The 18,635-nt window shown below is 62.0% G+C and carries 17 protein-coding genes; 11 read left to right on the top strand and 6 right to left on the bottom strand.

Going from position 1 to position 18,635, the window contains the following annotated elements; translation table 11 throughout:
- Window positions 1-107 precede the first annotated feature (107 nt).
- On the top strand, window positions 108-818 hold the full coding sequence (locus PQT43_RS14830) for a PqiC family protein (RefSeq protein ID WP_102882020.1): 711 nt from the start codon (window positions 108-110) through the stop codon (window positions 816-818).
- Window positions 819-1,042: 224 nt separating this feature from the next.
- Here PQT43_RS14830 and PQT43_RS14825 read toward each other — a convergent pair whose 3' ends face one another.
- Window positions 1,043-2,557, bottom strand: coding sequence for an AhpA/YtjB family protein (locus PQT43_RS14825; protein WP_272754212.1), 1,515 nt, complete (start codon window positions 2,555-2,557; stop codon window positions 1,043-1,045).
- Window positions 2,558-2,690: 133 nt separating this feature from the next.
- On the opposite strand from PQT43_RS14825, the gene serB reads away from it, so the two are divergent.
- Entirely contained in the window at window positions 2,691-3,905 is a 1,215-nt protein-coding gene (gene serB, locus PQT43_RS14820; RefSeq protein ID WP_102862897.1) for a phosphoserine phosphatase SerB, read from the top strand.
- Between the two features lie 72 nt (window positions 3,906-3,977).
- Here the strand turns inward: serB and asd are convergent, their stop codons facing one another.
- The 3 genes from asd to PQT43_RS14805 are packed head-to-tail and all read right to left on the bottom strand — an operon-like array spanning window position 3,978 to window position 7,254.
- Window positions 3,978-4,838 carry an archaetidylserine decarboxylase gene (gene asd / locus PQT43_RS14815; RefSeq protein WP_102862898.1) on the bottom strand — a complete coding sequence of 287 codons (861 nt, stop codon included), beginning with the start codon at window positions 4,836-4,838 and terminating at the stop codon, window positions 3,978-3,980.
- 18 nt (window positions 4,839-4,856) lie between these two features.
- Window positions 4,857-5,672: a thiosulfate sulfurtransferase gene (rhdA, locus tag PQT43_RS14810; protein WP_272754211.1), complete on the bottom strand. Its 816-nt coding sequence runs from the start codon at window positions 5,670-5,672 to the stop codon at window positions 4,857-4,859.
- 43 nt (window positions 5,673-5,715) lie between these two features.
- The gene (locus PQT43_RS14805) at window positions 5,716-7,254 is read right to left on the bottom strand and encodes an HDOD domain-containing protein (protein ID WP_272754210.1); all 1,539 of its coding nucleotides are present in this window, start codon (window positions 7,252-7,254) and stop codon (window positions 5,716-5,718) included.
- Between the two features lie 166 nt (window positions 7,255-7,420).
- Between PQT43_RS14805 and motA the strand changes: the two genes are divergently transcribed.
- Complete coding sequence (gene motA, locus PQT43_RS14800; RefSeq protein WP_253084240.1) at window positions 7,421-8,272, top strand: flagellar motor stator protein MotA; 852 nt, start codon at window positions 7,421-7,423, stop codon at window positions 8,270-8,272.
- 3 nt (window positions 8,273-8,275) lie between these two features.
- The gene (motB, locus tag PQT43_RS14795; RefSeq protein WP_267269286.1) at window positions 8,276-9,340 is read left to right on the top strand and encodes a flagellar motor protein MotB; all 1,065 of its coding nucleotides are present in this window, start codon (window positions 8,276-8,278) and stop codon (window positions 9,338-9,340) included.
- Window positions 9,341-9,392: 52 nt separating this feature from the next.
- Here the strand turns inward: motB and rsgA are convergent, their stop codons facing one another.
- Window positions 9,393-10,424 (bottom strand): small ribosomal subunit biogenesis GTPase RsgA, encoded by a 1,032-nt coding sequence (gene rsgA, locus PQT43_RS14790; protein WP_110595440.1) that lies wholly within the window; start codon window positions 10,422-10,424, stop codon window positions 9,393-9,395.
- 111 nt (window positions 10,425-10,535) lie between these two features.
- Here rsgA and orn point away from each other — a divergent pair, with 111 nt between their 5' ends.
- Window positions 10,536-11,078, top strand: a complete 543-nt coding sequence (gene orn / locus PQT43_RS14785) for an oligoribonuclease (RefSeq protein ID WP_011058931.1) — start codon at window positions 10,536-10,538, stop codon at window positions 11,076-11,078.
- Window positions 11,079-11,194: 116 nt separating this feature from the next.
- Window positions 11,195-11,809, top strand: coding sequence for a trimeric intracellular cation channel family protein (locus PQT43_RS14780; protein ID WP_169893104.1), 615 nt, complete (start codon window positions 11,195-11,197; stop codon window positions 11,807-11,809).
- Here PQT43_RS14780 and queG read toward each other — a convergent pair.
- Window positions 11,791-12,870, bottom strand: a complete 1,080-nt coding sequence (gene queG / locus PQT43_RS14775) for a tRNA epoxyqueuosine(34) reductase QueG (protein WP_102882014.1) — start codon at window positions 12,868-12,870, stop codon at window positions 11,791-11,793. The two genes, PQT43_RS14780 and queG, sit on opposite strands and share 19 nt — an antisense overlap.
- 63 nt (window positions 12,871-12,933) lie before the next feature.
- On the opposite strand from queG, the gene PQT43_RS14770 reads away from it, so the two are divergent.
- The 5 genes from PQT43_RS14770 to miaA are packed head-to-tail and all read left to right on the top strand — an operon-like array spanning window position 12,934 to window position 18,561.
- Complete coding sequence (locus tag PQT43_RS14770) at window positions 12,934-13,794, top strand: NAD(P)H-hydrate dehydratase (protein ID WP_272754209.1); 861 nt, start codon at window positions 12,934-12,936, stop codon at window positions 13,792-13,794.
- On the top strand, window positions 13,782-14,252 hold the full coding sequence (tsaE, locus tag PQT43_RS14765; protein WP_102862906.1) for a tRNA (adenosine(37)-N6)-threonylcarbamoyltransferase complex ATPase subunit type 1 TsaE: 471 nt from the start codon (window positions 13,782-13,784) through the stop codon (window positions 14,250-14,252). The genes PQT43_RS14770 and tsaE overlap by 13 nt, the downstream gene beginning before the upstream one ends.
- 3 nt (window positions 14,253-14,255) lie before the next feature.
- Window positions 14,256-15,683, top strand: coding sequence for an N-acetylmuramoyl-L-alanine amidase (locus PQT43_RS14760; protein WP_268561970.1), 1,428 nt, complete (start codon window positions 14,256-14,258; stop codon window positions 15,681-15,683).
- The gene (gene mutL, locus PQT43_RS14755) at window positions 15,680-17,590 is read left to right on the top strand and encodes a DNA mismatch repair endonuclease MutL (protein ID WP_102882012.1); all 1,911 of its coding nucleotides are present in this window, start codon (window positions 15,680-15,682) and stop codon (window positions 17,588-17,590) included. The genes PQT43_RS14760 and mutL overlap by 4 nt, the downstream gene beginning before the upstream one ends.
- Window positions 17,590-18,561: a tRNA (adenosine(37)-N6)-dimethylallyltransferase MiaA gene (miaA, locus tag PQT43_RS14750; RefSeq protein WP_102862909.1), complete on the top strand. Its 972-nt coding sequence runs from the start codon at window positions 17,590-17,592 to the stop codon at window positions 18,559-18,561. Before mutL ends, miaA begins: the two co-directional genes overlap by 1 nt.
- Window positions 18,562-18,635: the final 74 nt, after the last annotated feature.

The raw sequence follows: 18,635 nt of genomic DNA, 5'->3' as shown, positions 1-18,635 counted from the left end.
TTCACGGATGATATGCGCGTTTCAAACGCTGGCGTGGCCGGGCGTTATTCAATTTTTTTGAGTATTTACACTGTGGCCAGCCTTGTGGCCGCCACTTGGATGGGATGATGACTGCTCTGCGCCTTCCTCTTGTTTTCTTGCTCGCGGGCGTTTTTGGCCTGGCGGGTTGCAGCGTACACCAGCCGGTGTCGCTGTATCAGCTGGACAGCGGAAGTCCAGCTCAGCCGGCCAGTGCCGGCATGTCGGTATTGTTGGGGCCGGTGTTGATCGCTGACTACCTGCAACGGGAAACCCTCCTGCAACGCCAGGACGATGGCAGCCTGCAAGCTTCCACCGATGGTCGTTGGGCCGGTAGCTTGTCTTCGGACATCGACCAGTTGCTGTTGCGCCAGGTGGCCGGCCATCTGGACAGCCAGCGCGTGGTACTGGCGCCGGCCACCAGCGGCTTCACTCCGGATGTTCAGGTACTGCTGTCGATCACTCGCCTGGATTCCGGCAAGTCGCAACCGGCGGTACTGGATGCTCAGTGGCGCCTGATCGATCGTCGTGGTCAGGTGCGGGACAACCGCATTGTTCACCTGCAGGAGCAGCATGCGGGTACCACGGCGTCTCAGGTTCAGGCCCAGGGCGTGTTGTTGCAGCGTCTGGCCGAGCAATTGTCGGTCGCCCTCAAACCCTTGGCCAATCAGCCGGCGGTGGCAGAGGTGCCACGCAAGGCGCCGCCGGCACCAGCGCCCAAGCCTGCCGAGCATGAGAAGCAGCCGAAGATCCCAATGGCCACGCCAATCCGGACGGATATGGAAGTGTTCAGATTCTGAGTTGAGCCGCTGCAAGACAAGGCCCGCCTAATCCGCGGGCCTTTTCGTTACTGGCTGTGGCAGGTGTTCCATATAGCCAGCACCATCCCTGCAGTCTGCGAGCAGGCCGCAGTCATGCCTCGCGCTAAAGCTCCTTCGGGGCTTGTCGCAAGCTGCGTCAGTGGCTACACGAAGGCCACAAAAAAGCCCGCACTTGGCGGGCTGTTTCTTGCACGGTGCCAGCCTTACAGCTTGGCCCGTGTCTCATGCATGCGCGCCAATTGCCGTTCCAGCATTGACGGATAGGGCTCCATCAGCCGTTCGACACAGCAAGCTCCTTCCGGGCTGGCGATAGGGCGGATACGCGCGCGCTGACGGATCAGCGCGTCGTCATTGATCTGGCGCTCCACCAGCAGCAGATTGCGGCTGTGCTGGGATAGCGCCAGGGCGTCCTGGGCGGTTTCGGTCAGCAGCAGGTCGATCTGGCTCAGGCCGAACAGTCCTTCGCCCAGCGTCAGGCCCAATTGCAGTTGCAGGGTGATGCCGCTGTCCGCCACTTCGATCTGCAGGGCATGGCCCAGAGCACGCAACAGCTCGCCGCAGCAAATGGCGTTGGTGAGGTAGTCGTCGCCGCTGTCTTCGCTATGGAACAGCATCAGCGTGCTGCCATCGTTCAGGGTGTGCAGTTCGCTCTGGTACAGCGAGGCCGCCTGGTCGAGGCAATCGCGATAGCGCTCCAGCAGTTCCATCAGCCGCGCGCGGGGCAGGCGGCGCAGTTGCTCCTGGGCTCCTAACTGCACTGCGAGTACTGCGCTGTGCTGAGGCTGTGCCGGGACCTGGGGTTGCAGCGCAGGTTTGGGGGCGGGAGTCGACGAGTGATCACGCAGGTCGGCGAACGGATCTTCTTCGTCCAGTTCGTCCTCCTCGGCGCTGACCAGATGCCGTGGCGCAGGCTTCAGACCGGCGAGCGGGGTACTTTCATCAAAGCTTGGGTCACGCAGGTTACGCACTTCGAATGCGGCTTCGTGTTCCTCGTCATCCTGCTCTTCGAGCTCTGGCTCGGGCTTTTCCGGTACCAGGCGAGCGTGCAGTTGGCGCGCCAGATCACCAATTTCGTCCTGGCGCTGGGTCGCCGGAGTGTGTTCATCCAGGTCCCGCAGCCAGACCCGCAATTGCAGCAGCGGGGTGGAGATGTGGCGACCCAGACGCAGGCTCAGGGCCAGGGCCAGGGCCAGCAGGATAGCGCTGAGAATGCCCATGCTCTGCAGGCTGATGGTCATCGGCTGCTGGAACTGCGCCATGTCCAGGCTGATCCGCAGGTTGCCGGCGGTCACGTCCTGGAAGGTGATCTTGGTCTGGTAGACGCCTTCGGTTTCACCCAGCAGGCTGTTCTTGGGGCGTTGCCCGGCTTCGGCGAGGATGCGGTTGTCGACGCTGTAGATCGCCGCATGGGCCACCAGCGGGTTCTTGGTCAGGTTGTTGAGCAGGACGTTGAGGCTGAGGATGTCATTGGACACCAGTAGCTCGGTGGCCGAAGTGGCGGTCTGGGTGGTCAGGCTCTGACCCAGGGCGTCGGCTTGTTCGTGCATGGCTTGCTTGAACTGCAGGCCCATCACGCCGGCATAGATCACCAGGGCCAGGGCGACCAGAATCACGTTATGGCTGGCAATGCGCAATGCAATCGGCACACGGCGGTGGCGCAGTGCACGGAAGATCAGCAGGAAGAAGTTATCGGTTTTAACTGGCGTGGGCCGGTTCACTGAGCTCGGCTCTTTTGTCCGTGAAGTTGACGCGCAGTATAGCGACAGGCCCTAGACCGGCAAAGCGCTGGCTGTGCCCGATGGTCACCGAAAGTGGGTAGAATGCGCTTTTTTTCCACCTCGGGGGTGCGCCTTGCGCGAAATTGTCCTGATAAACATCACCGGCGAAGATCGTCCCGGTCTGACTGCGGCCATTACGGGTGTTCTGGCCCAGGGTGGTGTGAACATTCTCGACATCGGTCAGGCGGTGATCCACGACACCTTGTCGTTCGGCATCCTGGTTGAAATTCCCAGCAACGAGCAGAGTTCGTCGGTGCTCAAGGACATTCTGTTCACCGCCTACAAGCTCGATCAGCAGGTGCGTTTCACACCGGTGTCCGAGGAGGACTATCAGCAATGGGTCGACGGGCAGGGCAAGCAACGCCACATCGTCACCCTGCTGACGCGCAAGGTCACCGCCGAGCAGTTGCAGCGAGTGAGTTCGATCACTGCCAAGTATGGTCTGAACATCGATCACATCGATCGCCTGTCCGGGCGCATGCCCCTGGATATGCCAGCCGATCAGGGCAAAGGCTGCATCGAGTTTTCGGTGCGTGGCGAAGCCGCCGATCCGCAAGCCCTGCGAGCCGAATTCCTCAGCGTGGCCCAGGAGCTGAACGTCGACATCGCCTTCCAGGAAGATTCGCTGTTCCGCCGCAACCGCCGCCTGGCGGTGTTTGACATGGACTCGACGCTGATCGAAGCCGAGGTCATCGACGAGCTGGCCAAGGCGGCAGGCGTGGGTGAGCGGGTGGCAGAAATCACCGAGCGGGCCATGGCCGGCGAGCTGGATTTTCGTGCCAGCTTCAAGGAGCGCCTGGCGTTGCTCAAGGGGCTGGACGTCAGCGTGCTGGATTCCATCGGCGCGTCCCTGCGTCTGACCGAGGGCGCCGAAACCCTGTTTGCCGAGCTCAAGCGCCTGGGCTACAAGACCGCGATTCTCTCCGGCGGCTTCACCTACTTTGCCAAGCAGTTGCAGGCCAAGCTGGGTATCGATTACGTGTTCGCCAACGAACTGGAGGTGGTGGACGGCAAGGTCACCGGCGTCGCCATCGAGCCGATTGTCGACGCTCAACGCAAGGCCGATCTGCTGCGCGAGCTGGCCCACAAGGAAGGCCTGCGCCTGGAGCAGACCATCGCGGTGGGTGATGGCGCCAACGATTTGCCGATGCTGGGAATTGCCGGCTTGGGCGTGGCGTTCCGTGCCAAACCGCTGGTCAAGCAATCGGCCAAGCAGGCGATCTCGACCCTGGGTCTGGACGGCGTGCTGTATCTGCTGGGTTTCCGCGATCGCGACGGGCAGCTCTGAGTCTCGGGAAAAATCCCCGCCCATAAAAAACGCCGCTGATCAGCGGCGTTTTTTATGGGCGGCATTCAGGTCTCAAGCCTTGGGCAGACCCATACCCTGGCCCATCCGCACTGGCGAGCCGGCGGCCAGTTCTTCAGCCCACTGCACCTGATCCGGGCCAAACAGCACGATGGCCGTGGAGCCCAGTTTGAAGCGACCCATCTCTGCGCCTTTTTCCAGATGGATGGGCGCGCGGGCTGCTTCGTCGTAGCGCACGGTCTTGAGCTCGCGTTTGGGTGGCGTTACCAGACCGGCCCAGACGGTTTCAATCGAAGCGACGATCATTGCGCCGACCAGTACCAGCGCCATCGGGCCGCGCTCGGTGTCGAAAATGCACACCACGCGTTCGTTGCGAGCGAACAATTCCGGGACATTCTCGGCGGTGGTCTGGTTGACCGAGAAGATCCGCCCGGGCACGTAGACCATTTCCCGTAGGGTGCCGGCCAGGGGCATGTGCACTCGGTGATAGTCCTTGGGCGACAGGTAGACGGTGGCGAAGTCGCCGCCCATGAAAGGCGCGGCCAGGGCCGGATCGCCACCCAGCAGTTCCAGCACGCTGTAGCTGTGGCCCTTGGCCTGGAACACCCGGCCGTGTTCGATCGGCCCCAGTTGGCTGATGGCACCGTCGGCGGGGCTGAGGATTGCGCCTGGGGTTGGGTCCAGCGGGCGTGCGCCCTCTTTCAGGGCGCGGGTGAAGAAGGCATTGAAATGTTCGTAGGCCGTCACGTCCTCCACCTGGGCTTCGGACATGTTCACTTGGTACTGCTTGGCGAACCAGCTGGTGAACGCATTCTTGAACCAGCGCACACGGCACTCGGCAATGCAGCCGGCCAGGCGCGACAGCAGGTGATGAGGCAGCAGGTACTGACTGAGGATGAACAAACGCTTTTTCATTGGGTGTCCTTAAAAACCTTAAATCTCTACGGGCGTATCGGGATGATTGCCCCATTCGCCCCAGGAGCCGGCGTAGCCCTTGACCCGTGGGTAGCCCAGCGCCTTGGCCACCAGATAGGTGAAGCCCGAGCGGTGGTGGGTCTGGCAGTGGGTGATCACTTCTTTGTCTTTGCTGATGCCCAGGTCCGCGAGGATCTGTGGCATGTCGCGGCGGATGCGCAGATGGCGCGCCTGGTCCATGCCGGCGGTCCACTCGAAGTTCACCGCGCCGGGAATGTGTCCGCCCTTGGCGGCCAGGACTTTCTCCCCGGAGTATTCCAGCGGGCCGCGAGCGTCCCAGATGGCCAGGTCGGCTGCACCGAGACGGCTTTGCAGGTATTCGCGGGTGGCGGTGGGTTCGTCATGCAGGATCAGGGGCACTGGGCCGCCTGCCGGGGTTGGGACTTCGGTGGTCACTGGCAGGCTTTGTGCCAGCCAGGCCGTGAGGCCGCCGTCCAGATAGTGGTAGTGAGTGTGGCCGATCACGTCCAGCAGCCAGATGAAGCGGCCGGCCCAGCCTCCGCCTTCGTCGTCATAGACCACGTAGACCGCATCCGGGTTGTGCCCGAGCTCGCCGAAGAGCGCTTCAAGGGCGTTCTGTGGCGGCAGCAGTCCGGGGGCGGGGGGCTGGCCGAGCTGGGTGCGCTTGGGGTCGACGAAGCGCGCCCCGGGAATATGCCCGGTTGCATAGCGGGCAGCGCTGGTCAGGTCGACCAGGATCAGTTCGCGGGCGTCGAGGCGGGCGAGCAAGTCGCTCGGTTCGATGACCAGCGGCAAGCCAGAGAAGTCAGACATGTCAGGTCCCCAGGGCACAAAGGGAAGGATTGTAGCGCAAGCGTCATTGGCTGCGGTTGGTAAAGCTATGCAAGGCTTTTTCGATGCACTGAGCGGTCTTGCCGAACGCCTGGACGCTGATTTCCGAGAACGGAACGCCGCCCTGATCGGCCACGGCCAGCATCAGTACCCGGCCGTTGCACGACAGGGAGCGCATCAGCAGGTGCTCGCCCCGAAACAACTGGCGCAAGGAGGTTGGCAGGTGGGCGGAGAACTGCCCATTGTTGGCCGGCGTCAGGCGCACCTGGGCAGATTTTTCCAGCAGACGTTGCAGGACCGTGCTCTGTTTGGCCTGCAGTGTCAGCCCTGCTGTTTCCTTGGGCAGACCGTAGAGTTGCTGTACCCGCAGGTGGCTCTGGCTGCGGTCAACCATCAGTAACAGCACTCGACGCATGCCGCAGGCCACCAGGGCATCTCGGGCAAAGCTGGTGAGGTGCACGGCATTGGTGAAGGGGCTGGGTTCCAGTAGAAGTTCGCTGCAGAGCTTGCGCCATTTGGCCAACTCCTCGGCTGTCGGAGCCGGTGCCGGTTGTTCACCGTTGTGCAGGCGCCGGACATCCCAGGGCCAGATCAGGGCCTGGGCCGGGTGCCAGAGATTGGGTTGGCTGTCATTGCGAGCGCTGGTTGCGGCCTGCTGGTGTAGCTGTTGCTGGACCTGGGCGACCGGCATTTGTAGATACAGGCCGGTGAGGTTTTGCCAGCGTCGGCCATGAGCGTTGTTCCAGGAGTGCTGCGCCGCCAGGGCCAGGCCGTTGGCCAGCAGGACGCAGTTGGCTGGCTGGTTCAGCCAGCGCTGCAGGTCCGGATCGGCATCCAGGCGCTGTTGCTGGCGCAGCGGATGTTCGCTGTCGCGGGCGATCAGCATGACCTTGGCCAGTTGACGCTGCTCTTGGGTCAGCAGGCGATAACCCTGCCGCACCCAGATTGGCAGGTGCCAGGCATGGACCAGGGCCTGGCACAATTCCATCAGCCGAACGCCGAACAGTTGCATTTCTACCTGACGAGCCGACTCGTGCTTATAGATGACTCGCAGTTCCCACTCTTCCACGAGCTTGGGGTAGACCAGGGCCATGGCCCACAGTGGCGAGAGAAACAGCAGGCTGCCCCAGTGAATGTCCTGCCACAGTCGCGCCAGGCGCCCGGCGAAAAAACCGTTGGCTTGCTGGGTGGCGTGCTGGCTGATCAGTTGCAACTGACGCAGAGCCTGCGGAATCTGTTCCTCTGGCAGGGTGGGCAGTTGTTCGAGCAGTTCTTCGGTGCGCTTGAGTCCCAGGCGGTTGACCGCGACCTCCAGGTTTTCTGCCGGTTCGCTCATGCTGCCGTGGGAGTGCCGGTTGGCTTCGCGGATCACGCTCAGGGCCAGCGCCGGGCTGTTTTGCATCAGTTCGGCAATGTCCCGCAGCGAACTGCGATTGTTGGCGATGGCTTTGCACACTCGATCATGACTGGCTTGCGGCACGGGCAAGCGCACGCCATTGAGGAGCTTTACCCAGGCGTCGAGAGAGGTGGGCGGGGAATGTGGGACGTTGGTTTCATTAGACATTGTCGGGCGCAATCATCGTCTGCTGTGAACACGCCCAGAGCGGGCCAAACTGGCTTTTCGCCTTAACTGGCTATAGTCTGGCGCAGTTTTGCCGATAAGTAGAAGAAGAGTTTTAAGAACTTCCGAATATGACCTTGAACCCGACTCAGTAAGTACTCTCCTACCTATGATTAAAATTATCGGCATCATCGTCGTATTTGCGAGCGTGCTCGGCGGATACGTGCTTTCACACGGCAAAATCGCGGCACTGGTCCAGCCCTTCGAGGTTTTGATCATTGGTGGTGCTGCCTTTGGCGCATTCCTCCAGGCCAACCCAGGCTATATGACGATGCATGTCATCAAAAAGTCGTTGGGCATGTTCGGTTCGCGCTTCACTCACACCTTCTATCTGGAGGTGCTGGGACTGATCTACGAGATCCTCAACAAAAGTCGTCGCGAAGGCATGATGGCCATCGAGGGTGACATCGAGGACGCTGCGGCCAGTCCGATTTTCGCCAAGTATCCTGCGGTGCTCAAAGATGAGCGCATGACTGCTTTTGTCTGTGACTACCTGCGCATCATGTCCTCCGGCAACATGGCTCCTCACGAGCTGGAAGGGTTGTTCGACATGGAACTGTTCAGCCTCAAGGAAGACCTTGAGCATCCCTCCCATGCAGTCACCGGGATCGCCGATGGCATGCCCGGTTTCGGTATCGTGGCGGCGGTATTGGGGATCGTGGTGACCATGGCGTCCCTGGGGGAAGGCGACCAGGCGTCCATTGGCCTGCACGTAGGTGCGGCTTTGGTCGGGACCTTCTTCGGTATCCTCGCGGCCTATGGTTTCTTTGGTCCGCTGGCCACTTCCCTGGCGCTCGATGCGAAGGAAGAGCTGAACGTCTACGAAGCCATCAAGGCGTCCCTGGTCGCTTCGGCTTCCGGCATGCCGCCTTCGCTGGCGGTGGAGTTCGGGCGCAAGGTTCTGTACCCAGCGCACCGTCCTAGCTTCGCCGAGCTGGAACAAGCGGTTCGCGGTCGCTAAGTCATGGAAAATAATCAGCCGATTATCATCAAGCGCGTCAAGCGCTTCGCTGGCGGGCATCACGGGGGCGCTTGGAAAATCGCCTTCGCCGACTTCGCCACGGCGATGATGGCGTTCTTCCTGGTGCTGTGGCTCTTGTCCACCGCAACCCCGGAACAGAAGATCGCCATCGCCGGTTACTTCAAGGACCCGATCGGCTTCTCGGAAAGCGGCACACCCTACATCATTGATCTGGGTGGCTCTCCCGAACTGGCGCCGGATAACACCCTAAACCCCGAGATCAAGTCCCAGCCGCAACCGGACAAGGTCACGGTGGATGCCGATCAGGTGGAGGGCATGGCCGAGCAGGTGGAGCGCGAGCGTCTTGAACTGCTGCTACAAGAGTTGCAGAACAAGGTTGAAGAGAATCCCCAACTGCAGAAGTTCAAGGACCAGATCCTCTTCGAAATCACTCCGGACGGCTTGCGGATCCAGATCATGGATGCCGAGAACCGGCCGATGTTCGACTCTGGCAGCGCACGTCTGAAGCCGTATTTCGAAGACATCCTGCTGGCCATGGCCGACACCATCAAGGCGGTGCCGAACAAGATCAGCATCAGCGGTCATACCGATGCCACGCCCTATGCCGGCAGTGGTGAATTCGGCAACTGGGAACTGTCCGCCAACCGTGCCAACGCTGCGCGTCGGGCTCTGGTGGCTGGCGGTTATCCCGATCCGCAAGTGGCGCGGGTGGTGGGCTTTGCCTCCTCTGCGCTGTTCGACCGCAAGAATCCGGTCAACCCGGTCAACCGGCGGATCGATATTGTGGTGCTGACCAAGAAGGCCCAGCGCGCTATCGAAGGCGAGCAGACGGATCCAGACGCTCCTGCGCCCAACCAGGGTACTGGGGCGCCAGGTGAAGTGCCGGGTGCGGCGGCGGACCCGAATGCCTTGCCGCCGGGTAGCGAGCCGTTGCCCGCTCATGAAGTGCGCCAGCGCATGAACATCTTCGAGGATGGCGTATTGAAGATGGATGAGCAGGGATCGGCCGGCCAGGCGCCGGCTCCCAAGCCGGGAACCGTCAGGTGACAAACAACAAGGCCGCGAAGATCGCGGCCTTGTTGTTTCTACGGTGCTCGGCTCAGTAGCCGCTGTCTGGCAGGCTGGCGAGGATCGAGCGGTAGCTGTTCATCCGTTGCTGCTGGATGCGCCCGTCTTCCAAAGCCTTGAGCAATGCACAACCCGGCTCGCGATCGTGCTTGCAGTCGCGGAAGCGGCAGGTACCCAGCAAGTCGTTGAACTCGATGAAGCCAGCTTCTACATCGGCGCGGCTGACATGCCCCAGGCCGAATTCGCGGATGCCGGGGGAATCGATCAGCTCGCCGCCGCCCGGGAAGTGGAACAGTCGCGCGGTCGTGGTGGTGTGGGTGCCCTGTCCGGAGTATTCCGACAGCGGGCCGACTCGGGTTTCGACTTCCGGCAGCAGGCTGTTCACCAAGGATGACTTGCCCACCCCCGATTGCCCCACGAATACGCTGATGCGTCCGTCCAGCAAGCCTTGCAGTTGCTCCATGCCGTCGCCGTGGTGGGCCGAGACTTCCAGCAGCGGATAGCCCAGTTGGCGATAGACCGCCAGCAAGGCGTTGAGTGCCGGAGCGTTCTGCTCGTCGATCAGGTCGGCCTTGTTCAGCAGCAGCAGCGGCCGAATCCCGGCGTGCTCGGCGGCAACCAGGTAGCGGTCGATAAGATTGGCGTGGGGTTCGGGCATGGGGGCAAACACGATCACGATCATGTCGACGTTGGCGGCCACCGGCTTGAGCTGGCCGCGGCTGTCCGGTCGGCATAGCTCGGTGCTGCGCGGCAATTGCGCGACGATCACCCCGATGCCCTGATTGCCGGCGCGCCAGACCACCTGATCGCCGGTCACCAGCGCTGGCAGGTTGGCTCGCAGGTAGCAGCGGAACACCTGGCCGGCCAGCTCACCTTCCCGGGCTTCGACCTCGACCTGCACACCGAAGTGAGCAATGACCAGGCCGGTCTGTTCCGGGCCGAGGTCGCCACCCTCCAGCGCCTCTACGGCGGAGGACTCGCGTTTGGCGGCGCGGGCAGCGCGCTCACCCTGAATCTTTTCGATGCGCCAGTTTTGGCGACGATTGAGCTGGCGTTTGGCCATTGGTGTTCCGTGTTGATAATTACGGCGGATAGGTAAAACGGCGGCGAGTTTAGCACGCCGGGCAGGCCCTCTAGGCTAAACTGCGCAACTACGCCGAGGAGCCCCCCCCCCATGCAAAACCCACAGAACCTGATTTGGATCGATCTGGAAATGACCGGTCTGAACCCCGACACCGACGTCATCATCGAGATGGCGACCATTGTCACTGACAGCAATCTGAACACCTTGGCTGAAGGGCCGGTCATCGCTATCCACCAGAGCGACGAGATCCTTGCCGGCATGGACGAGTGGAACACTCGTCAGCACGGTGGTTCCGGCCTGACCCAGCGGGTTCGCGAAAGCCGCATCAGCATGGCCGAAGCCGAAGCCCAGACCATTGCCTTTCTGGAGCAGTGGGTACCCAAGGGCAAGTCGCCCATCTGTGGCAACAGCATCTGCCAGGATCGGCGCTTCCTCTATCGCCACATGAAGGCTCTGGAAAGCTACTTCCATTACCGCAACCTGGACGTTTCGACCCTCAAGGAGCTGGCCGCCCGCTGGGCTCCTGACGTGCGCGACAGCTTCAAGAAAGGCAGCACCCATCTGGCCCTGGACGACATCCGCGAGTCCATCGCCGAGCTGCAGCACTACCGCAAGCACTTCATCAAATTCTGACCTGCAGGAGCCGGCTTGCCGGCGAACGGGCGCACGCTGCAAGCGGCGCCCGTACCCGCCCTCTTTTGGTGCTCGCCTCAACTGAGTAGACTGCGCGCCTTCCTGTAAGGACCGCCATCATGCTGTTGATGCTTTATCTGATCGCCATTACCGCCGAAGCCATGACCGGCGCCCTGTCTGCCGGCCGGCGTGGCATGGACTGGTTTGGCGTGGTGCTGATCGCCTGTGTCACTGCGCTCGGCGGTGGTTCGGTGCGTGATGTGCTGTTGGGGCATTACCCGCTGACCTGGGTCAAGCACCCGGAATACCTGGTACTGACCTCGGTGGCGGCGTTGGTGACGATCTTTATCGCGCCCCTGATGCGTCACCTGCGTTCGCTGTTTCTGGTGCTCGACGCCGTGGGACTGGTGGCCTTTACCCTGATCGGCTGCATGACCGCCCTGGAAATGGGCCACGGCATGCTGGTGGCGTCGGTCAGCGGGGTGATCACCGGGGTCTTTGGCGGCATCCTCCGGGATATCTTCTGCAACGACATTCCCCTGATCTTCCGCCGTGAACTGTACGCCAGCGTGTCCTTCGCCGCGGCCTGGTGCTACATGCTGTGCATCTATCTGCAGTTGCCCAGCGAGCAGTCGATCCTGGTCACCCTGTTCGGTGGCTTTCTATTGCGCCTGCTGGCGATCCGCTTTCATTGGGAAATGCCCAAGTTCGTCTACAACGACGAGCATTGACGGTTGGCGTGCTGCGCCAGGGCCCATTGCACGTGTTCGCGGACCAGTTCCGAGGGATAGTCCTGGCGGGCCTTGAGCGCTTCCAGCACCGGAATGCTTGAGGGCGCGTTGCCCAGGCCCACCGCCAGGTTGCGCAGCCAGCGCTCATAGCCGGCACGGCGCAGGGGCGAGCCTTCGGTGCTGCTGAGGAACTTGTCCTCGTCCCACATGAACAGTTCTGCCAGTTCGGCATTGTCCAGGTTGTGCCGGGGTTTGAAGTCGCCTTCGCCCGAGGGGCGGGCGAAGCGGTTCCAGGGGCAGACGATCTGGCAGTCATCGCAGCCGAATACCCGATTGCCGATCAGTGGGCGCAGGTCTTCGGGAATGGCGTTTTTCAGCTCGATGGTCAGGTAGGAAATGCAGCGCCGGGCATCCAGTACATAGGGGCCGACGAAGGCATTGGTCGGGCAGATGTCCAGGCAGGCGGTGCAGCGTCCGCAATGTTCAGTGGCGTGGGGCTCGTCCACGGGCAGCGGCAGGTCGACGAACAGCTCGCTGAGGAAGAAGTAGCTGCCGGCCTTGCGGTTGAGCACCAGGGTGTTCTTGCCGATCCAGCCGAGCCCGGCCTGCTCGGCGATGGCTTTTTCAAGCACCGGTGCGCTGTCGACGAACGCGCGGTAGCCAAAGGGGCCAATGGCTTGCTGGATGCGTTCGGCCAACTGCTGCACACGTTTGCGGATGAGCTTGTGATAGTCGCGGCCCAAGGCGTAGCGCGAGACATAAGCCTTGGACGGTTCGGCCAGGCGCTGGGCCATCTGGGTGTCGCCGGGCAGGTAGTCCATGCGCAGCGATACCACCCGTAGCGTGCCGGGCACCAACTGATCGGGATGGGAGCGTTTGCTGCCATGGGCGCCCATGTATTCCATTTCGCCGTGGTAGCCGGCGGCGAGCCAGCGCTCCAGATGCTGCTCATGCTCGGCCAGGTCCAGGCCGCTGATACCGACTTGTTGAAAGCCCAGTTCGCGGCCCCAGTCCTTGATCGATTGGGCGAGAGCGGGGAGATCCTGGGTAATGGCGGGCATGAGGCGAGAGAAACCGGAGCTGAGGTGCGTATAATTCTGCCAGACATCGGAGCCCGAAGACGCATGCCGCAGACAAAACACCCTTTACTCGACGTTCAGCTGCTGACTGACGCTCATTTGCCGCGATTGGAAGCTCGTCCTCTGGAGGCTCATAAGGGGCAATTCGGTCATTTGTTGCTGATCGGTGGCGACCGCGGCTTTGCTGGCGCCGCGTTATTGAGTGCGGAAAGTGCCTTGCGCAGTGGTGCGGGGCTGGTGTCCCTGGCAACTCGCAATGAGCACGTAGCGGCGGCCGCTGCGCGGCTGCCGGAAGTCATGACCCAGGGCACTCATTCGGCCAACCAACTGATGGGGCTGTTGGCGCGGGCCACGGTACTGGTGGTTGGTCCCGGACTGGGGCAGGGCGCCTGGGGGCGCAGCCTGTTGTCGGCAGCGGCCAACGCGCCTTTGCCTCAGGTATGGGATGCCGATGCCTTGAATCTCCTGGCCTTGGGCGGTCTACAACTGCCGGCGGCCAGCGTGATCACCCCCCATCCTGGGGAGGCGGCTCGTCTGCTGGGGATCTCCATCGCCGAGGTTCAGGGGGATCGTCCGGCGGCGGCCCGAGCCTTGAGCGCAAAATACTCGGCGGTTGCCGTGCTCAAGGGTGCTGGCAGCCTGATCGCCAGCCCCGAGGGGCAAGTGGCCCGCTGTGATGGTGGGCATCCGGCGATGGCCACGGCGGGACTGGGGGACGTGCTCGCAGGATTGATCGGCGCGTTGCTGGCGCAGGGACTGTCGAGATTCGATGCGGCTTGCCTGGCGGTCTGTGTACACGCCCGCGCTGGCGAGCAGCAAGGCAAATTGGGCCGAGGGCTGGCGGCCAGTGATCTGATTCCAGCCATTCGTCAGTTGTTGGAGGAGCAATCACCGTGTCTGAGTTAACCCTTTATCTGGCCGACGAGCAGGCCATGGTGGAATTTGGTGCACGCATTGCTCGCGTCACTCAGGGCGTGGGGGTGATTTTTCTTGAGGGCGATCTGGGGGCGGGCAAAACCACCCTGTCCCGGGGGATCATCCGTGGCCTGGGGCATGACGGGGCGGTAAAAAGTCCGACCTTTACCCTGGTGGAGCCCTACGAGATAGGTCCGGTGCGGGCTTTTCACTTCGACTTGTATCGTCTTGTGGACCCGGAGGAGCTGGAGTTTCTGGGGATTCGCGACTACTTCGAAGGCGATGCACTGTGTCTGTTGGAGTGGCCCCAGCGTGGTGCAGGCTTTTTGCCAAAGCCCGACCTGACCATTACCATTACCCCGCATAACAATGGGCGTTCTGTGCATCTGTTGTCTCAAGGCTCGCGAGGCGAGTCCTGGTGTGCCGCTTTGGCGTTGGAATTCAAATAATTGATGGGGTTAGGTATGCGCATTCGCGCGTTGGTTGCTGTCGTAGGACTGTTGCTTACGGCATTGGCCGTCGATGCTGTGGCCGCTACACAGGTTCGCAGCGTCCGCCTGTGGCGGGCACCGGATAACACGCGACTGGTCTTCGACCTGTCCGGTCCGGTTCAGCACAGCGTCTTTACCCTGACGGCCCCGGATCGTCTGGTGATCGATATCAATGGCGCGACCCTCGGCGGTCCACTGAATGTCGCCACGGCCAATACGCCGATCACCGCCATGCGCTCGGCGCAGCGTACCCCCAGTGACCTGCGAGTGGTTATCGACCTGAAAAAGGCCGTCACCCCCAAGAGTTTTACCCTGGCGCCCAACGCCCAGTATGGCAATCGCCTGGTAGTCGACCTGTTCGACAACCCGGCTGATGCCGCGCCGCCTGCTGCTCCGCCGCCTGCTGTGGCCACCGTTCCCGCCGTGCCAGTCACGCCTGCGGAGCCCGCGATCAAGCTGCCGCCGGCCCCGGCGGGCAAGCGCGACATCATCGTGGTGATCGACGCCGGTCACGGCGGTGAAGACCCGGGTGCCTCCGGCTCCCGTGGCCAGCATGAGAAAGATGTGGTGCTGGCCATTGCCCGTGAACTGCAGCGCCAGATTAATGGCATCAAGGGGTTCCGCGCCGAGCTGACCCGTACTGGCGACTACTTCATTCCGTTGCGCGGTCGTACCGAGATCGCTCGGAAGAAGGGCGCTGACCTGTTCGTTTCGATCCACGCCGATGCCGCGCCTTCGACAGCAGCCTTTGGCGCCTCGGTATTCGCCCTGTCCGAGCGCGGCGCCACATCGGAAACTGCCCGCTGGCTGGCGGACAGTGAAAACCGCTCCGACCTGATCGGTGGTGCCGGCAACGTCAGCCTGGATGACAAGGACCGGATGCTGGCCGGGGTGCTGCTGGATCTGTCGATGACCGCATCCCTGACCTCCAGCCTCAATGTCGGGCAGAAAGTCCTGAACAACATCGGCCGGGTCACACCGCTGCACAAGCAGCGTGTGGAACAGGCTGGGTTCATGGTGCTCAAGTCCCCGGATATTCCATCGATCCTGGTGGAGACCGGCTTTATCTCCAACTCCAATGAAGCCTCGAAGCTGGCCACTGTCAGCCATCAGCAGGCCTTGGCTCGCTCCATCAGCAGCGGCGTGCGGCAGTTCTTCCAGCAGAACCCGCCACCGGGCACCTATATCGCCTGGCTGCGAGATTCCGGGAAAATTGCCCAGGGGCCTCGCGATCACCGGGTCAACCCGGGGGAAACCCTGGCGATGATCGCGGTGCGCTATCAGGTATCGGCGCCCGCCCTGCGCAGTGCCAACAAACTGAAAAGCGATGAATTGAAAGTGGGGCAGGTTCTGACCATCCCCGGCACTGAATTGGCGGCCAAGGAATGAGTGACTCGGTAATCAGCGGCGCGCGCATCGAGCTGCTCAGTCCGCGCCTGGCTAACCAGATTGCCGCGGGTGAGGTGGTTGAGCGCCCGGCTTCGGTGATCAAGGAGCTGCTGGAAAACAGCCTGGACTCTGGCGCCAAGCGCATTGATGTGGATGTCGAGCAGGCTGGAGTCAAGCTGCTGCGGGTCCGTGATGATGGCAGTGGCATTTCCTCCGACGATCTGCCTCTGGCACTGGCGCGGCACGCCACCAGCAAGATCCGCGACCTGGAAGACCTCGAGCGGGTGATGAGCCTGGGGTTTCGCGGTGAAGCCCTGGCCTCCATCAGTTCCGTGGCGCGCTTGACCCTGACGTCCCGTACCCGTGATGCCGATCAGGCCTGGCAGGTCGAAACCGAAGGCCGCGACATGGCGCCGCGAGTGCAGCCGGCGGCCCACCCGGTAGGCACCTCGGTGGAAGTGCGTGACTTGTTCTTCAATACTCCAGCCCGACGCAAGTTTCTCAAGGCGGAGAAAACCGAGTTCGATCACCTGCAGGAGGTGATCAAGCGTTTGGCTCTGGCGCGTTTCGACGTGGCCTTCCATTTGCGCCACAACGGCAAGAGCATCCTCAGTCTGCATGAAGCCAAGGATGATGCAGCTCGCGCCCGTCGCGTGGCGGCGGTCTGTGGCTCGGGCTTTTTGGAGCAGGCGCTGCCCATTGAGGTCGAGCGCAACGGTCTCCATCTTTGGGGCTGGGTGGGCTTGCCAACCTTCTCCCGCAGCCAGGCGGACTTGCAGTATTTCTACGTCAACGGTCGTGCGGTACGGGACAAGCTGGTGGCCCACGCGGTGCGTCAGGCCTATCGCGATGTGCTGTTCAACGGCCGGCATCCGACTTTTGTGCTGTTTTTCGAGGTCGATCCCTCGGTGGTCGACGTCAATGTGCACCCGACCAAGCATGAAGTGCGCTTCCGTGATGGGCGCATGGTGCATGACTTCCTTTATGGCACCTTGCACAGGGCTTTGGGCGACGTGCGCCCCGAGGACCAGTTGGCAGCGCCGGCGGCGGTAGCAGGTATTGTGCGGCCAAGCGGTATCGAAGCCGGTGAGTTCGGACCCCAGGGTGAAATGCGCCTGGCCGCGAACCTGGCCCTGGAGCAGCCGCAGTCCCAGCCGAGCTTCAATGCGCCGGGCTCTGGTGCTGGTAGCGGCTATCAGTATCAGTACACACCACGGCCCCAGCCAGTGCTGCCGGCTGCGGAGTCCCAGGGAGTCTATCGCGAGTTCTTTGCGCCCTTGCCTGGGGCTGCGGCCACAGCCCTGCCGGAGGGGCAGGAGGATATTCCGCCGTTGGGCTATGCCCTGGCACAGCTCAAGGGCATCTATATCCTTGCGGAAAACGCTCTGGGCCTGGTGCTGGTGGATATGCACGCTGCTCATGAGCGGATCATGTACGAGCGTTTGAAGGTGGCCATGGCCAGCGAAGGCTTGAGTGGCCAGCCGTTGCTGGTGCCGGAATCGATTGCCGTCAGCCAGCGTGAAGCCGATTGCGCGGAAGAGCATGTCGCCTGGTTCCAGCGTCTGGGCTTCGAGTTGCAGCGCCTGGGACCTGAGTCTCTGGCGATCCGGCAGATTCCGGCGCTGTTGAAGCAGGCTGAAGCCAATCGCCTGGTGCATGATGTGCTTGCTGATTTGATGGAATACGGCACCAGCGACCGAATTCAGGCTCATCTCAATGAACTGCTCGGCACCATGGCCTGCCACGGCGCCATTCGCGCCAACCGGCGCCTGGCCCTGGCGGAAATGAATGGCCTGTTGCGGGATATGGAAAACACCGAGCGCAGCGGCCAGTGCAACCACGGTCGACCGACCTGGACCCAATTGGGTCTGGACGATCTGGACAAACTCTTTTTGCGCGGCCGTTGATGACTCAGCTTCCTCCAGCGATTTTCCTGATGGGCCCGACCGCTGCGGGCAAGACCGACCTAGCCATCGAACTGACCAAGGTGCTGCCTTGCGAGTTGATCAGTGTCGATTCGGCGCTGGTGTATCGCGGCATGGATATCGGCACCGCCAAGCCCTCCAAGGAGTTGTTGGCGCAGTTTCCCCATCGCCTGATCGATATTCTCGACCCCGCCGAAAGCTACTCGGCGGCAGATTTTCGCACCGATGCCCTCGCGGCCATGGCCGATATCACCGCTAGGGGCAAAATTCCGCTGCTGGTGGGGGGCACCATGCTGTATTACAAGGCGCTGCTTGAAGGCCTGGCGGATATGCCGCCAGCAGACCCGCAGGTCCGCGCCGAACTCGAAGACGAGGCTCAACGCCTTGGTTGGCAGGCGCTGCATGATCAACTGGCGGCTGTGGACCCCGAGTCTGCGGCGAGGATTCATCCCAATGATCCGCAACGCCTGACCCGAGCGCTGGAAGTCTATCGGGTCAGCGGTCTGACAATGACCGCTCATCGTCAGCGTCAATTGGCGCAAAGTGCTGAGGCAGGCGCATCGGGACGCGGTCAATTGCCCTATACTGTCGCCAATCTGGCCATCGCTCCGGCGAATCGTCAGGTGCTGCACCAGCGTATTGCACAAAGATTCACACAAATGTTGGAACAGGGATTCATTGACGAGGTCGTAGCTCTGCGCTCAAGAAGTGACCTGCATGCCGGGTTGCCGTCTATACGTGCAGTGGGTTACCGCCAAGTCTGGGATCATCTGGATGGCAAGCTGACGTCAGCCGAAATGCAGGAGCGGGGCATCATTGCTACGCGCCAATTGGCGAAACGGCAGTTCACCTGGTTACGCAGTTGGGCTGACCTGCAATGGTTGGACAGCCTGGATTGCGACAATCTGCCACGCGCCTTGAAATACCTAGGGACGATCTCCATATTGAGCTGAGTCCTTGCAATTGCCGTCTATCCTTGGGGGTGTGACGGTTTGAGCTATCTGTTTTCCGATTTTTATTATTGATC

The sequence above is a fragment of the Pseudomonas sp. BLCC-B112 genome (genome assembly GCF_028550695.1).
Classification (GTDB): Bacteria; Pseudomonadota; Gammaproteobacteria; order Pseudomonadales; family Pseudomonadaceae; genus Aquipseudomonas; species Aquipseudomonas danubii.
Note: the sequence above shows the minus strand (reverse complement) of the source record. Positions and strands in the feature narration are given on the sequence as shown.